Genomic DNA, 14,547 nt, shown 5'->3' with positions numbered 1-14,547 from the left:
GGAAGTCAGGGCAGCTTCTTCTCGTCCACCCTCAGCGCATCCGCCAGCCGCGCCTTGGCGCTTCCCGGCTTCAGCGGCTGCTGCTGGCTGTCATGCGGGGCCCAGCCGGTCAGCCAGGCGATTTCGATGGTGGCGCGCACGCGGCCATCGGGGTCGGTGAAATTCTGCTGGTAGTGGTTGACGGCGGCCCCCAACAGCCTGCGGCTCACCGGCAGTTTCGAGCGGCCGGCGAGATTGTTGGAGAGGCCAAGCTCGCGGATCTCGTGGATCAGCGCGATTGCATCGGCATAGCGCACCATGGTGCGGTCGAGGTCGGCGACGGGGAGGGCGAGGCCGGCGCGCTGCAGCAGTGCGCCGAGTTCACGCACGTCGATCATCGGGGCGACGCGCGGCGAAACACCACCCGACATCGCGGCTTCTGCGGCAAGCCAGGACTGGCGCAGTTCGGTGAGGGTATCGCCGGCGAAGAGGCAGGCGAGAAGCAGCCCGTCGGGCTTCAGCGCACGGCGCATCTGGATCAGCGCGCCCGGCACGTCGTTGAAGGTCTGGAGGTCGAGCACGCTGAAGACGGCGTCGTAACGTTGCTGCGGCAGGCCAAGGTCGTCAGTGGCGGAAGGAGTCCTGGTCTCCACCTCCTTCACCTGCCCGCCTTCCTTCAACCGGGCCGCGATGGCTTCGGGCTCCGAAGCGATGAGCAGCACATGCGCGAAGCGGCGGTTGACGAAGGCGAGGCGCTCCACCAGCTCCTCCGCGATGGTGCGGGTCAGGATGCTGGGCTCCGCGCCGCGCCGGCGTACCGCGCGCGCAGCGGCGAGCGCACGGTCGAAGAGGGGAGGGGCACCCGCCATCAGCCCACCAGTTCCCGACGGATGAGATCGTAGGTGGCGCGGTCGGGAGCGGAGATGATGCCGCCCTCGTGTGTCATCGCATCATAGGGCCTGCCATCGAGCAGCGCCGAGAAGCCGCCCGCTTCGGCATGGATCAGCACGCCCGCCGCATGGTCCCAGGGCATCAGCTTGTAATGCAGCGAGAAGTGCACGAGGCCGTCGGCGATCAGGCGATACTCATAGGCGGCACAGCGATAGTTGAAGCTCGCCTTGGTCTTGGTGAGATTGGCGACCGTGCGGGACCGCTGCGGCTCCGGCATCAGGTACCAGGAGGTGAGGCCGGTCATTTCGGAAAGAACGTCCGGCTTCGCCACGGCGAGGTCGCGCGTGCGGCCGGTGGCGCTCTCGGCCCAGGCGCCGGTGCCCTTCAGGCCCTTGCGCCAGTCACGGCCCACGGGGTCATAGATCAGCCCGGCCACCGTCTCGCCCTTCGCCACCACGGCGGCCATCACGCCGAACAGCGGCAGGCCCCAGGCGAAGTTGGAGGTACCGTCGATCGGGTCGACGATGATGCAAAGGTCGGCGCCACCGATCCTGTCGAGCAGGCCCTTGTCGCGTGCAACCGATTCCTCGCCCACGAAGAGCGCAGTGGGAAAGGCCTTGGCGCAGAGGTCGCGGATGCGCCATTCGCCCTGCTCGTCGGCATCGGTGACGAGGTCGAGGGCACCGGTCTTCTCGCGGATGCCGCCATCCTCGAGGCTCCGGAAGCGCGGCATGATTTCGGCATCGGCAGCCTCCGCCAGGATGGCGGCGAGGCGGTCGAGATCGGCGCGGGAAAATGACATCGGGGCAGGCTCCGGGTTGGCTCGCGCCGCTGTTAGACCAATCGCGCAAGGGAATCCACGGTTGCCGCGTCCCATGTTACGATGGGTCATGATTTTCACCTTGAGCACTGTCCCGGCCCGCCTCTGGCGCGGTGTGCTGGACTTCGTCACACCCAGCCTGTGCCTGTCCTGCGGCGTGGCGGTGGGCGAACCGGCAAGCCTCTGCGTGGCCTGCTGGGGCAAGCTCAGGCTGATCGAGGAGCCGGTCTGCGACGCGCTGGGAACCCCCTTCGCCTATGACCAGGGCGAGGGGGCGCTCTCTGCCGCGGCACTCGCCGATCCGCCCGCCTGGGATCGTTCCCGGGCCGCCGCACTGTTCGACGACGAGGCCGCAAGACTGGTCCACGCGCTGAAATACCGCGATCGGCCGGAGGCCGGACTGCTCATGGCGCGGATGATGGCACGGGCCGGGCGCCGGCTGATCTCCGGGGCGGACGTGATCCTGCCCGTGCCGCTGCACCGCTGGCGCCTGTGGCGCCGGCGCTTCAACCAGTCCGCCTTTCTCGCCCAGCAGATTTCCCTCGCCGGCGGCACGCCCTGGCGGCACGACGTGCTCATGAGGGCCCGTGCCACCCGCGCCCAGGTGGGGCTGGACGAGGAAGCGCGGCGCAGGAACGTCCGCAACGCCTTTGCCGTGAGGCCTGACAGGCTCGCCGCAGTGGCCGGGAAATCCGTGCTGCTGGTCGATGACGTGCGGACGACCGGCGCCACTGCCGAGGCCTGCGCGCTGGCCCTGAAGAAGGCCGGCGCGGCCCGTGTCAGCCTGCTGACCTTCGCCCTTGTCCAGCTCCCGGCGAAGCCTCATATTTGAGGCATCATGCAGAAAGTCACGATCTACACCACGCCCTATTGCCCCTACTGCCACGCCGCCAAGGCGCTGTTGAAGAAGAAGGGTGTCAGTTTCGATGAGATCGACGTGCAGGACCGGTCGCTGCGCCAGCAGATGATGCTGCGCGCCAATGGCCGCCACACCGTGCCGCAGATCTTCATCGGCGAGACCCATGTCGGTGGCTCCGACGACATCCATGAGCTCGACCGGCGCGGCCAGCTGGACCCGCTCCTGAACGCGCAGTGATCCGCGCTGCCCTGATCCAGCTGCGCTCCGGGACCGACATGGCGCGCAATGTCGCCGCGGCCTCCGCGCTGATCCGCGAGGCGGCGGGCCAGGGTGCGAATTTCATCTCGACGCCGGAGATGACCAACATCCTGGAACCGGACCGGCCGCGCCTGCGCGCGCTGGCGCGGCCGGAAGCGGAGGACGCGAGTGTCGCCGCCTTTTCCGCCCTCGCGGCGGAACTCGGGCTCTGGCTCAACATCGGTTCGCTGGCGCTGAAGGGCGACGGCGAGAAACTCATCAACCGCTCGCTGCTCTTTGCTCCCGATGGCCTCATCGCGGCGCGCTACGACAAGATCCATCTGTTCGACGTCGACCTGCCGACGGGCGAATCCTTGCGCGAGTCGCATGCCTATGAAGGGGGTGCGCACGCCGTGCTGGCGGACACGCCGCTCGGCGCCATCGGCCTCACCATCTGCTACGACATGCGCTTTCCCCATCTCTACCGCGCGCTGGCGCAGGCGGGGGCGAAGCTCTTCACCGTGCCCTCCGCCTTCACCGTGCCCACGGGCCAGGCGCACTGGCACGTGCTGCTCCGCGCGCGCGCCATCGAGACTGGGAGCTTCGTGCTGGCGGCGGCACAGGGCGGGAAACACGAGTCGGGCCGCGAGACCTATGGCCACTCGCTCATCGTCTCGCCCTGGGGCGAGGTGCTGGCGGAGGCCGGAACCGAGCCCGGCATCGTGATTGCCGACCTTGATCTCGCGCAGGCGGACCTCGCGCGTGCCCGCATCCCGGCGCTGCGCCACGACCGGCCCATCGACTTAACGGTCTTGAAACCGGACTGCGTAATCGTTACCTCATCGCCATGATCCATTACGACCTCATATGCGACAAGGGCCATGCCTTCGACGGCTGGTTCCGCAACAGCGCCGCCTATGACGAACAGGCGGGCCGGGGCCTCGTCACCTGCACCCAGTGCGGCTCGACCAAGGTCGAGAAGCAGCTGATGGCGCCTGGCATCCCGGTGAAGTCCAACCGCAAGAGCGACCAGAAGATGGTGGCCGCTCCCGCCGATCCGCGGCTCGCCGAACTCATGACCATGATGCGCGAGATGCGCCGGCATGTGGAAGAGAACGCGGAATATGTCGGCGACCGCTTCGCCGAGGAAGCCCGCAAGATCCACTACGAGGAAAGCGATGCGCGCGGCATCTACGGCAACACCTCGCCCGACGAGGCCAAGGCGCTGATCGAGGAAGGCATCGCCGTGCACCCGCTGCCGCGTTTGCCGGAGGACGGGAACTGACGCCCAACGGGCGTCATCCCGGCGAAGGCCGGGATCCAGCTTTCCTTGCTTACCCCCGCCCGATATAGGGCATCTTCGTCGCCATCACCGTCACGAACTGCGCATTGGCCTCGAGCGGCAATGACGCCATGTACATCACCGTTTTCGCGACATTGGCGACGTCCATGGTCGGTTCCGGCGCCATGGTGCCGTTGGCCTGGGGCATGCCGGTCTTCATCTTCTCGGTCATCTCGGTGCCGGCATTGCCGATGTCGATCTGGCAGACCGCAATGTCATACTTGCGCCCGTCGAGCGAGCCCGCCTTGGTGAGGCCCGTCACCGCATGCTTGGTAGACGTATAGGGCGCGGAGTTGGGCCTCGGCGCATGGGCCGAGATCGAGCCGTTGTTGATGATGCGGCCACCGCGCGGGCTCTGCTCCTTCATCATGCGGAAGGCCTCCTGCATGCAGTAGAAGACGCCCGAAAGATTGACGTTCACCACGTTCTGCCACATCTCGATCGACAGGTCCTCGAGCAGGATGGTGCCCGGCGCACCGGTGCCGGCATTGTTGAACAGAACATCGAGCCGCCCGAACTTCGCCTTCGCCGCCGCGAAGAGCGCCTTCACGGATCTCGGATCGGAGACGTCGGTCGGCACCGCCAGCGCCGTGTCGCCAATCTCCCTGGCCACGGCATTCAGCAGGTCGGCACGGCGGCCGGCCAGCACCACGTGGTAACCCTCCTTGGCGAAGGCCAGCGCCACCGCCTTGCCGATCCCCGAACCGGCACCCGTCACCATCGCAACCTTCATCAATTCCCCCTCAGGTCCTTCCACGCCGCCACGAAATCACGCGCGGCCCTGCCCACATCCTGCGGGCTCAGGCCCGGCTTGTAAATGTTGGAGCCGATGCCGAAGCCCGCACAGCCCGCATCGGCCCAGTCCTTCATGTTGGCGGGCGTGACGCCACCCACCGCATAGACCTTCACGTCGCGCGGCAGCACCGCCTTCCAGGCCTTCACCGTCTTGGGGCTCGCGGCCTCCGCCGGGAACAGCTTCAGGTGCCTTGCTCCGGCGCGCACCGCGGTGAAGGCCTCCGTCGGCGTGAACACGCCCGGCAGCGGCACCATGCCCCGCTCCACGGCGCGCGCGATGACCTGCGGGTTGCAGTCGGGCGACACCGAAATCTGTCCGCCCGCCGACTTCACGCGGTCGACGCTGTCGATGTCGAGCACCGTGCCGGCCCCCACCACCATGCGGCCCTGGAAGCGCGCGGCCAGCGCCGCGATGGAGCGGAAGGGCTCGGGCGAATTGATCGGCACCTCGACGATGCGGATCCCGGCCTCGTAAAGCGCGTCGCCGACACCCGCCACCTCGTCCAGCGTCACGCCGCGGATGATGGCGACGATGCCGCAGTGCTCTGCGGCCTCTTCGAAACTGATCATATGATCCCGGCCTTTCCTGCGATGATCGCCAGCCCCTTCACGATGGCCTGCGGGTCGCCATAGCGCACCTTCAGCCCCGCGATCTCGATCGCCTTCACATAGCGCCCGCCGATTCCGGGCGAGGCCAGAACGGCATATTCCGCGTCGCGCGGATTGTCGCGGATGGCATGGGCCACCTCGCTGCCGATCACCTGGCCCGAGAGATAGGAGGAGATGGCCTCGGGTGCGAGTTCGCCGAACAGCCCCAGCGAGCGCGCGGAGAAGATGCGGTGCAGGAAGCCGGCGGGATCCTCAAGCGCGGCGCGCACGCCCATGGCGAAGGCCTCCTCGTCATCAGGCCCCGGCTTCATCAGGCGGCCGAGGATCGTATGGTCCTTCAGCGCGGCGAAGACCTCGCCCGTCACATAGGTCGCATAGCGCAGCAGCCGGTCGCCCTCCGTGGTGATCCATTTCGAATGCGTGCCGGGTGTGACGAAATGCTTCACACCAAGATCGAGCGAGCCGAAGACCTGCACCTCCTCCGACCGCATCACGTCCGGCATGCCGTCGGGCGCGCGGTAGCTGAGGCCGGTGGCGAAGGCGATGCGGCGGCCCGACGCGGTGGTGTGATGGTGCAGCGCCTGCGCCAGGTCCGCCGCACTGGCAGGGCAGGGGAGATAGGGCAATTCGATCCAGCCCTGGCGCGAGGTGATCATGCCCGCGGCCATCACCGGCAGGGTCACGTCCCAGGCGCCGATCTGCTTCTCCAGAGCGGCCTCGAAACCACCGCCCTTCACTGCGAGGATGCCCTCGGGGGCGGAGATGGTCTCGATCACGCGACCGTCCGCCGCCACGCGATAGGCGCGGAATGAGGTGGTGCCCCAGTCGAGGGCGATGAAACCGGTCACGTTGCCCACTCCCTAAATGCCGTCATCCCGGCGAAGGCCGGGATCCAGCTTTGCGTCCGCATGTGCCACACATGGAAGCGGGACCCCGGCCTTCGCCGGGGTGACGCCACGTGTGGAGGCAGCGAAACACATCACAGCGACTTCACGCTGCCCGGCTTGTGGGCGGCCTTCACCGCCTTCAGCGGGTTGCGGAGCGGCGCGCCAAAGGGGGCGGCGGTGATTTCGAAGACGTCGCCATCCTCGGTCTTCACATTGTCGGCGATCGACAGGGTGGCGGTGCCGAAATAATGGATGTGCAGGTCGCCCGGGCGGCGGAAGCCGTCATACTTGAAGTGGTGGTATTCGAGGTTCGCCAGCGTGTGGCTCATGTTGGCCTCGCCGGTGAGGAAGGGCTTCTCCCAGATGACCTTGCCACCGCGCAGGATGCGGCTCATGCCTTCGATCGAGGCGGGCACGTTGCCCACCACCATCTCAGGCCCGATGGACGAGTGCCGCAGCTTCGAATGGGCGAGGTAGAGATAGTTCTGCCGCTCCGTGACGTGGTCCGAATACTCGTTCCCCAGCGCGAAGCCGAGGCGGACGGGGCGGCCCTTGTCGTCGATCAGATAGAGGCCCGCCAGCTCCGGCTCCTCGCCGCCATCCTTGGCGAAGGCGGGAAGCGGCAGCGGCTGGCCGGGCCCGACGAGCCACGAGCCGTCGCCCTTGTAGAACCATTCGGGCTGGACACCGGCTTCCGACTTCGACTTGGGCTTGCCGCCTTCGAGGCCCATCTTGAACATCTTCAGGCTGTCGGTGAGTTCTTCCTTGGCACCCGAGAGCTTCTTGTGCATGCCGTCGCGCGCGGCCGCCGAGCCCAGATGCGTGAGGCCCGTGCCGGTGATGATGCAGTGGGCGGGGTCTGGATGGTCGACGGGGGTGAGCACCCGCTTCTCCTTCAGCGCCGCCGCATAGTCCTCGGTGGCGGATGTGGCGAGCGAGGAGGCCATGGCGGAGAGCTTCACGCCCTCCCTCAGCGCCATGCGGGCGAGGTCCAGCGTGGTCGCCGCTTTCTTCAGCAGCACGATCCTGTCGGCCGCCACCAGGCCCACGCGGCGCTTGCCCTTCAGGTGGTCTTTGATCTGGACGAGGTTCATCGCGGCATCTCCCAACACTGCATTTGTATGATGAATAACCCGTCCGCTCAGCCCGCGAAAGCGGGTTTTTCGAAGCCGGTGACCTGCGGGTCGAAGCAGAACAGCCCGCCGCTCAGCGGCCGGTCCTGCAGCTCGGCCTCCGGCAGGCCCTGGCGCGAGGAGGTGGCATAGAGCGTGTCGAGCTTCGGCCCGCCGAAGCAGACATTGGTCACGCGCTTCGCCGGCATCGGCACCACGCGGTCGATGCGGCCCCTGGGGTCGATCCTGAGCACGCAAGAGCCTTCCCAGCGGGCCGACCAGATGAAGCCCTGGGCATCGACCGTGGCACCATCCGGGTAGCCATAGTCCTTCGTGTCGTTCAGCACGCGGCGGTTGGAGATGGTGCCTGCCTCCGCATCGAAGTCATAGGCATAGATGATCTGCGCCATCGAATCCGAGAAGTAGAAGGTCTTCCCGTCGGGCGACCAGCAGGGGCCGTTGGAAACGCCAATGCCCGTCTCCATCACCGCGATCTCGCCCGTCGGGCCGATGCGGAACAGCTTGCCGGTCGAGGCGGTGATCGGCAAGTCTTCGCCGCGGGGTCCGATATTGTTCATCATGGTGCCGAACCAGAAGCGGCCCCGCGCATCGCAGGCCCCGTCATTGCCGCGGTTGCCGGGGGTCTCCGGGTCGATCTTGCGCCAGGGCGACAGCGCACCGGTCTCGGGATTGAAGATCGACAGGCCGGTATGCGTTCCCACCAGCACCGTGCCGTCATTGCGCTTGGCCATGGCCGTCACCTTCTCGGTGAACTGCCACTTGCGGTGCGCGCCGCTTGCCACGTGAAGGCGGTGGATGGCCGAGGGTTCGATGATGTCGAGCCACCACAGCGTCTGCGTGGCCGCATCCCAGAAGCAGCCTTCGCCCAGCTTGTCCTGCGCCTCGACCAGGCAGGTGACGGGAATCTCGGTGATTTTCATGTCGTGCGGGTCCTCTCAATCCTTCGCATCGATCGGCCATGTGTCGGCGATCTTGTAGCCGTGGGGCCAGGGGTCGTCCGGGTCCAGCATCAGGGTCGACTGCCCGGTGATCCAGGCGCGTCCCGTGATGGTGGGAATGATGGCCGCGTGGTTCCCTACCGTGGTGAGCCCCGCCACCTCGCCGATGAAGCGGCTCTCGATGATGGAGCGGCCGATATAACGCTCGCCCTCCTTCAGCAGGCCCTTGGCATGGAGCACTGCCATCAGCGCCGAGCAGCCGGTGCCGGTGGGCGAGCGGTCGATCTTGCCCGGCTTCACCACGCAGGCATTGCGGCTCGACAAGGCACCGTCCACGCGCTCGAGCTCGCCCGTCAGGAAGGCGAAGGAAAAGTGCCGCCACTCGGGAAGATCAGGGTGGGTGAAGCCCAGCTGCTCGTTCGCCGCCTTCACGATCTTGCGTCCGGCGACCGCAAGATCGCGGCCCTCGTCCGGCGTCACCGCGAAGCCCAGCGCCTTCGCATTGGCCATCACGAAGCTGTCGCCGCCAAAGGCGGTGTCGACCGTGAGCGTGCCGAGCCCCGCCACCTCCAGCGGAACGCCGATGCGCTCGGCGAAGGCGGGCACGTTCTTCAGCGTGATCGACTGCGCCTTGCCATTGCGGCATTGCGCCGTCACCTCGATCAGCCCGGCAGGGGCTTCCAGCACCATGCGCGTCTCGGGTTCCGTCATCGGAATGATCCCCGCATCGAGCAACACGGTGGCGACACAGATGCAGTTGGAGCCCGACATGGGCGGGGTATCCTCCGGCTCCATGATGATGAAGCCTATCTGGGCCCTGGGGTCCTTGGCGGGCACCAGCAGGTTCACATGCCGGAACACGCCGCCCCGCGGCTCGTTCAGCACGAAGGCGCGCAGGCGTCCGTCACTGGCCACGAAGCGGGATTGTTCCCACACCGTTCTCCCCGGCGGCGGGGCAACACCGCCCACGATCACGTCGCCCACCTCGCCCTCGGCGTGGCAGCCGATCACCTGGATTGCCGTTTTCGAGCGCAAATTCCGTCCTCCCCGGGCAGTTCACGATTTCGTTATCGCCCGCAGCACTTGAACTTGCCGTATTTCGCCATATTTCACCAGAGCGGCGCCGGGCCCCTCTGGCGGGATTTTTTCATCCTGCGATGTCGGAGCTGCCAACCACAAACTCCAACGCAGGGTCCGGCAATGGAAATTCTCCAGACGTTCCTATTCTCCGATTTTCTCGGCACGCCCGCCTATTTCTGGCTGATCTTCATCTCGGTGGTGATCGGCCTCCTCGTCCTCGACCTCGGCTTCCTGCACAAGGGCCAGAAGGAGATCGAGGCCAAGGAGAGCTTCATCCTCTATGGCGGCTACATGGCCATCGCCTTCGCCTTCGGCGCCTGGGTGTGGTACGCGCGCGGCTCCCAGTCCGGCCTCGAATTCTTCACCGGCTACCTGATCGAGCAGTCGCTGGCGATGGACAACATCTTCGTCATCGCCACCGTCTTCGCCTTCCTCGGCATTCCGCGGCTCTACCAGCACCGGGTGCTGTTCTGGGGCATCCTGGGCGTCATCGTGTTCCGCGCCATCCTCATCGGCGTGGGTGCGGCCCTGGTCATGTCCTTCCAGTGGATCCTGTTCCTGTTCGGCGCCTTCCTGGTCTTCACCGGCCTCAAGATGTTCAAGACCTCGAACGAGAAGCCCTCGCTCGAGGACAACTGGATGCTGAAGCTGATCAAGAAGAACTTCCGTGTCACCGACAGGCTGCATGGCGAGAAGTTCACCATCCGCCAGATCGACCCCAAGACCGGCAAGATGGCGCTGTTCATCACGCCGCTGCTGGTGGCCCTCATCATCGTCGAGTTCGTGGACCTGATCTTCGCGGTGGACTCGGTTCCGGCCATCTTCGCCGTCACCCAGGACCCCTTCATCGTCTACACCTCCAACATCTTCGCCATCCTGGGCCTGCGCGCCCTCTACTTCGCGCTGGCCGCCGCCATGCACCGCTTCAAGTATCTCCAGTACTCGCTGGCGGTCATCCTGGTGCTGGTCGGCATCAAGATCTTCCTCGTCCCGCTGGGCGTGAAGATCGACACCGCCATCTCGCTCGCCGTCACCATCGGCGTGCTGGCTGCCGGCATCGGCTGGTCGCTGTGGAAAACCCGCAACGACAGGCCGGAGCCGCTGCCAGCCGCCAACCCGGCGGAATGAGGGGGCTCTTGCCTCAACCACAGGATCAGCTATCAGGGGACCCGTCCAACGGCGGGTCCTACTCTCATGAAGAAGCTCGAACACGCGATTGAAGCCATCATCCTTGCCTCGCGCTGGCTGCTGGTCGTTTTCTACCTCGGCCTCGCCCTGGCCTTGCTGCTCTATGCCGTCTCCTTCGCCAAGAAGCTGTGGGAGTTCGTGGACAAGCTTTTCGTGCTGCAGGAGACCGACACCATCCTCAAGATGCTGGCGCTGATCGATGCCGCGCTGGTGGCGAGCCTTGTCGTCATGGTCATCATCTCGGGCTACGAGAATTTCGTCAGCCGCTTCGACAATGCGGACGGCAACGAAATCTCTTGGCTCGGCAAGGTCGATGCCGCGTCGCTCAAGATCAAGGTGGCCTCCACCATCGTGGCGATCTCGTCGATCCACCTGCTGCAGGTCTTCCTGAACGCCCAGCAATACACCGACGGCCAGCTGATGTGGCTGACCATCATCCACCTGACCTTCGTCATCTCGGCGCTGCTCCTGGCCTATATCGACAAGCTTATGGTCACCACCAAGAAGTCGAAGGGGGAGTAACGCGCTTTCGCGCGGCGACACAGCCCTCCCACCTTGCCCGGGCTTGATCCGGGCAACCGCTTTCGACGCTTGGGAAAAGGATGCGCGGGGTGCCCCCGTCACATCATCCCGCGAAGAACAGCCAGCCCACCACGGCGAAGAGCGGCAGCAGGATGGCGCCCGACCACAGCATGTAGCCGAAGAAGCCCGGCATCTTCACGCCGGCGTCGCGCGCCATGGCATAGACCATGAAATTGGGCGCATTGCCGATATAGGTGTTGGCGCCCATGAACACCGCACCCGCCGAAATGGCGGCGAGCGTCGTCGCCCCCTCCGTCATCAGCTTCTGCGCATCGCCGCCCGCGAGCTCGAAGAACACCAGATAGGTGGGCGCGTTGTCGAGGAAGGACGAGAGGCCGCCGGTGATCCAGAAATAGGCGAGGTTGTTGGGCTCGCCAGCAGGCCCCTGCACCAGCGCCACCAGCGGCGCGAAGACCCCGCCCATCCCTGTCTTGAGCATCGCCAGCACCGGGATGATGGTGATGAAGATGCCGGCGAAGAGCTGGGCCACTTCCTTGATGGGCTCCCAGTCGAACTTGTTCTCGGCCCGGTGTTCGGCCGGGGTGAAGGCCAGTGACAGGCCGACGATGATGAGGAAGGCCGCATCGCGCAGCAACGCCGTGATCGGCTCATGCGTGCCGTAGATCACCACCTCGCCGAGGTCCACCGAGGCCGAGAGCAGGATGGTGCCGATGATTGCCGCGATGAGCAGGAAGTTGATGCCGCCCACCACGCGCAGCGGCGGGCTGTCGGGTGTCGGATCCTTGGGCAGGTGGCCCTCGCGGCGGTAGATGATCGAATCCATGACGTAGAACAGGGCGAGCAGCACGCCGACGATGAGGAGTGCGGGCAGCAGCAGGTGCACCGTGGGCCAGAAGAAGCTCACCCCGCGCAGGAAGCCGAGGAAGAGCGGCGGGTCGCCCAGCGGCGTCAGCGCGCCGCCGGCATTGGCCACGAGGAAGATGAAGAACACGAAGACATGCACATTGTGCTTGCGGTCGTCATTGGCGCGGATCAGCGGGCGGATCATGATCATTGCGGCACCCGTCGTGCCGATGATCGAGGCGAGCCCGGCGCCGATCGCAAGGAGGCCCGCATTGGTGCCGGGCGAGCCGTGCAGGTTGCCGCGCACCACGATGCCGCCGGCAACCGTGAACAGCGCCAGCAGCAGCAGGATGAAGGGGATGTATTCCATCAGCGCCGTGTGGACCAGCGCTTCGCCCGCCGTGCCGAGGCTCCTCGTCACCACGATGGGGATCAGCGCAAGAGCCGCCCAGAAGGCCGCCACCTTGCCGCGGTGATGGTGCCAGAAGTCGGAGGCCACCAGCGGGAAGATGGCGATCGACAGCAGCATGCCGACGAAGGGAAGGGCCCAGGGCAGGCCCAGTGTGCGGCCGTCGAGGCCTTCGGCGGCGAAGGCAGGCGCTGCCGACAGCAGAAGGAATGCGGCGGCAAGCCCCGCGCGTTTCGTGGTCATCACGTCCTCAGTCGATCTCGCGTGTTTCGCCCGCATCAGGCACGAGGAAGGAAGCAGGGTCAACCGAATGTTCCGTGAGCGCCTGCTTCAGGGCTTCCACCGGGGCGTCGATGGCTTCGTCGGTGAGTTGTATCGTGCCGTGGTGGATGGCGAGGCTGGCGCGTGTGCCGAGGAGCTTGTGGGCCTTCACCGCCTCGTCGGGGTTCATGTGCTGCGGGTGCATGAACCAGCGTGGCTCATAGGCGCCGATGGGCAGCAGCGACAGGCGCGGCGCGCCGAAGCACTCCTTGACGTCGGCGAAGGTCGAACCCGTGCCGAAACCCGTGTCGGCGGCGAAATAGATGGGTCCGCCCGGCGCCTCGATCACGAAGGCGCCCCACAGGGCGGCATTGGCGTCGAAGAAGCCGCGCTTCGACCAGTGCAGCGCGGGCGTGAGGTGGAGCTTCAGGCCCTTGTGCTCCACGGCGTCGCCCCAGCCAAGCTCGTCGATCGTGAAGGCGGATGAGGCGCGCCTCACCCAGCGGCCATTGCCATGCGGCGTCACCACATGCGCCTGGTGCCGCCGCGCGATGCGGCGCAGCGCCGGCAGGTCCATGTGGTCATAGTGATTGTGGCTCAGCAGGATCAGGTCGATGGGCGGCAATGTTTCCGGACCGAGCGCGGCAGCCCGCACCCGCCTGGGCCCGGCGAAGGGCACGGGGCTGGCGCGGGCCGACAGGAAGGGATCGGTGAGGATGTTGAGGCCCGCAGTCTGCAGCAGCACCGTCGAATGGCCGATCCACGTGGCCTTCAGCGCGTCACCTTCGACGCGCTGGGGCGGCGGCGGAAAGCTGCGGTTCTCCACGCGGCGGGGCCAGCGCGCGCGCTGTCCTTCCATCTGCCATTTCAGCAGGTCGCGGAAGGAGCCTTCACCACGGTGGCCCTCGAGGATGTAGCGTCCGCCCTGCCTGACGATGCGCACCATGTCAGGGCTCGACGCCGGTGGCCTTGAGGATCGGGTCCGCCGTCTGCGCGGCATAGCCGATGAAGGGCCGGTCATGCAGCAGGATGACGTAGAGCATGATGCTGATCGCCATCACCACGGCCAGCACGGCCACGCGCCGCGCCAGCGGGAAGGCGGCATGGCTCAGCGTCACCACGAAGAGCAGCACGATGCCGAGCCCCGTCACCAGCGTCCACTGGCTCACCGAAACGTAGTTCTCGGCGATCGACAGCCGCTCCTGCCGCGCTGCGGAAAGTTCGTCGAGGGAGGTGAGAAGACGCTGCTGGAGAAGGCGGTTCTGCTCGCCCTCCGCCAGGCCCTTGATCACCGCGCCATAGATGGTGCGCAGCGCCACCTCGGCGGGCGAACCGTAGTCGTCCTCGGTCATCGAATCCCACTCGGCCTTCACGGCCTCGCCGTAGTTGGCGATCAGCCTCGCCATGCCGTCATAGGCGGGGGCGGTGAGCGAATCCATGTAAAGGTCCATGACACGAACGGCGCGCGCCTCGCCGTTCACCGCGTCATGGGCCTTGTCCTCGGTGTTCCATACGGAGTTGGCGAGGAAGGTCATCGACAGGCCAAAGATGGCGCCGGCGATGGTGGAGACCGCCGTCGACATCTGTGCCAGCTGCGGCGCTGCCTTCGCCACCCGCGGCAGGCGGATTACCTGCTGGATCGCCAGCGCCACCGCACCGACAGCCGCCAGCACCACCAGGAAGAGCACCGGCGGTGACAGCTCATAGATGAAGTCGGGCGGGACGCGCATCGG

At 66.3% G+C, this 14,547-nt stretch carries 17 protein-coding genes; 6 read left to right on the top strand and 11 right to left on the bottom strand.

The window, feature by feature from the left end; translation table 11 throughout:
• Nucleotides 1-5: 5 nt before the first annotated feature.
• Entirely contained in the window at nucleotides 6-848 is an 843-nt protein-coding gene (locus tag DK847_RS03620) for a methyltransferase domain-containing protein (protein ID WP_111196218.1), read from the bottom strand.
• Nucleotides 848-1,672, bottom strand: a complete 825-nt coding sequence (locus tag DK847_RS03615) for an inositol monophosphatase family protein (RefSeq protein ID WP_111196217.1) — start codon at nucleotides 1,670-1,672, stop codon at nucleotides 848-850. The genes DK847_RS03620 and DK847_RS03615 overlap by 1 nt, the downstream gene beginning before the upstream one ends.
• An 88-nt stretch (nucleotides 1,673-1,760) precedes the next feature.
• Between DK847_RS03615 and DK847_RS03610 the strand changes: the two genes are divergently transcribed.
• Genes DK847_RS03610 through DK847_RS03595 form a run of 4 tightly spaced genes read left to right on the top strand, consistent with a single transcriptional unit; the run spans nucleotide 1,761 to nucleotide 4,071 of the window.
• Entirely contained in the window at nucleotides 1,761-2,522 is a 762-nt protein-coding gene (locus tag DK847_RS03610) for a ComF family protein (RefSeq protein WP_111196216.1), read from the top strand.
• A 6-nt stretch (nucleotides 2,523-2,528) separates the two neighbouring features.
• A complete protein-coding gene (gene grxC, locus DK847_RS03605) occupies nucleotides 2,529-2,786 on the top strand; it encodes a glutaredoxin 3 (RefSeq protein ID WP_111196215.1) in 258 nt (85 codons plus the stop codon).
• Entirely contained in the window at nucleotides 2,783-3,637 is an 855-nt protein-coding gene (locus DK847_RS03600; RefSeq protein WP_280956371.1) for a carbon-nitrogen hydrolase family protein, read from the top strand. Before grxC ends, DK847_RS03600 begins: the two co-directional genes overlap by 4 nt.
• Nucleotides 3,634-4,071 carry a DUF1178 family protein gene (locus DK847_RS03595; protein WP_111196214.1) on the top strand — a complete coding sequence of 146 codons (438 nt, stop codon included), beginning with the start codon at nucleotides 3,634-3,636 and terminating at the stop codon, nucleotides 4,069-4,071. The genes DK847_RS03600 and DK847_RS03595 overlap by 4 nt, the downstream gene beginning before the upstream one ends.
• A 49-nt stretch (nucleotides 4,072-4,120) precedes the next feature.
• On the opposite strand, the gene DK847_RS03590 is transcribed toward DK847_RS03595, so the two are convergent.
• From DK847_RS03590 to DK847_RS03565, 6 genes are all read right to left on the bottom strand, one after another.
• The gene (locus DK847_RS03590) at nucleotides 4,121-4,861 is read right to left on the bottom strand and encodes an SDR family oxidoreductase (protein ID WP_111196213.1); all 741 of its coding nucleotides are present in this window, start codon (nucleotides 4,859-4,861) and stop codon (nucleotides 4,121-4,123) included.
• On the bottom strand, nucleotides 4,861-5,493 hold the full coding sequence (locus tag DK847_RS03585; protein WP_111196212.1) for a 2-dehydro-3-deoxy-6-phosphogalactonate aldolase: 633 nt from the start codon (nucleotides 5,491-5,493) through the stop codon (nucleotides 4,861-4,863). Before DK847_RS03585 ends, DK847_RS03590 begins: the two co-directional genes overlap by 1 nt.
• Nucleotides 5,490-6,380 carry a 2-dehydro-3-deoxygalactonokinase gene (locus DK847_RS03580; protein ID WP_161957137.1) on the bottom strand — a complete coding sequence of 297 codons (891 nt, stop codon included), beginning with the start codon at nucleotides 6,378-6,380 and terminating at the stop codon, nucleotides 5,490-5,492. The genes DK847_RS03585 and DK847_RS03580 overlap by 4 nt, the downstream gene beginning before the upstream one ends.
• A 131-nt stretch (nucleotides 6,381-6,511) precedes the next feature.
• On the bottom strand, nucleotides 6,512-7,513 hold the full coding sequence (araD1, locus tag DK847_RS03575; protein WP_111196210.1) for an AraD1 family protein: 1,002 nt from the start codon (nucleotides 7,511-7,513) through the stop codon (nucleotides 6,512-6,514).
• A 47-nt stretch (nucleotides 7,514-7,560) separates the two neighbouring features.
• Nucleotides 7,561-8,472 (bottom strand): SMP-30/gluconolactonase/LRE family protein, encoded by a 912-nt coding sequence (locus DK847_RS03570; RefSeq protein WP_111196209.1) that lies wholly within the window; start codon nucleotides 8,470-8,472, stop codon nucleotides 7,561-7,563.
• A gap of 15 nt (nucleotides 8,473-8,487) precedes the next feature.
• Nucleotides 8,488-9,525: a trans-3-hydroxy-L-proline dehydratase gene (locus DK847_RS03565; protein WP_111196208.1), complete on the bottom strand. Its 1,038-nt coding sequence runs from the start codon at nucleotides 9,523-9,525 to the stop codon at nucleotides 8,488-8,490.
• 165 nt (nucleotides 9,526-9,690) lie between these two features.
• Here DK847_RS03565 and DK847_RS03560 point away from each other — a divergent pair, with 165 nt between their 5' ends.
• Together DK847_RS03560 and DK847_RS03555 are read left to right on the top strand one after the other, a co-directional pair.
• Entirely contained in the window at nucleotides 9,691-10,698 is a 1,008-nt protein-coding gene (locus DK847_RS03560) for a TerC family protein (RefSeq protein ID WP_111196207.1), read from the top strand.
• Between the two features lie 66 nt (nucleotides 10,699-10,764).
• A complete protein-coding gene (locus tag DK847_RS03555; protein ID WP_111196206.1) occupies nucleotides 10,765-11,280 on the top strand; it encodes a TIGR00645 family protein in 516 nt (171 codons plus the stop codon).
• A gap of 103 nt (nucleotides 11,281-11,383) precedes the next feature.
• Here DK847_RS03555 and DK847_RS03550 read toward each other — a convergent pair whose 3' ends face one another.
• The 3 genes from DK847_RS03550 to DK847_RS03540 are packed head-to-tail and all read right to left on the bottom strand — an operon-like array spanning nucleotide 11,384 to nucleotide 14,544.
• The gene (locus DK847_RS03550) at nucleotides 11,384-12,796 is read right to left on the bottom strand and encodes a sodium:proton antiporter (RefSeq protein WP_111196205.1); all 1,413 of its coding nucleotides are present in this window, start codon (nucleotides 12,794-12,796) and stop codon (nucleotides 11,384-11,386) included.
• Nucleotides 12,797-12,803: 7 nt separating this feature from the next.
• Nucleotides 12,804-13,760, bottom strand: a complete 957-nt coding sequence (locus DK847_RS03545; RefSeq protein ID WP_161957136.1) for an MBL fold metallo-hydrolase — start codon at nucleotides 13,758-13,760, stop codon at nucleotides 12,804-12,806.
• Between the two features lies 1 nt (nucleotide 13,761).
• Nucleotides 13,762-14,544, bottom strand: a complete 783-nt coding sequence (locus tag DK847_RS03540; protein ID WP_111196203.1) for a bestrophin-like domain — start codon at nucleotides 14,542-14,544, stop codon at nucleotides 13,762-13,764.
• Between the last annotated feature and the right edge of the window lie 3 nt (nucleotides 14,545-14,547).

The sequence above is a fragment of the Aestuariivirga litoralis genome (assembly GCF_003234965.1).
Taxonomy (GTDB): Bacteria; Pseudomonadota; Alphaproteobacteria; order Rhizobiales; family Aestuariivirgaceae; genus Aestuariivirga; species Aestuariivirga litoralis.
Note: the sequence above shows the minus strand (reverse complement) of the source record. Positions and strands in the feature narration are given on the sequence as shown.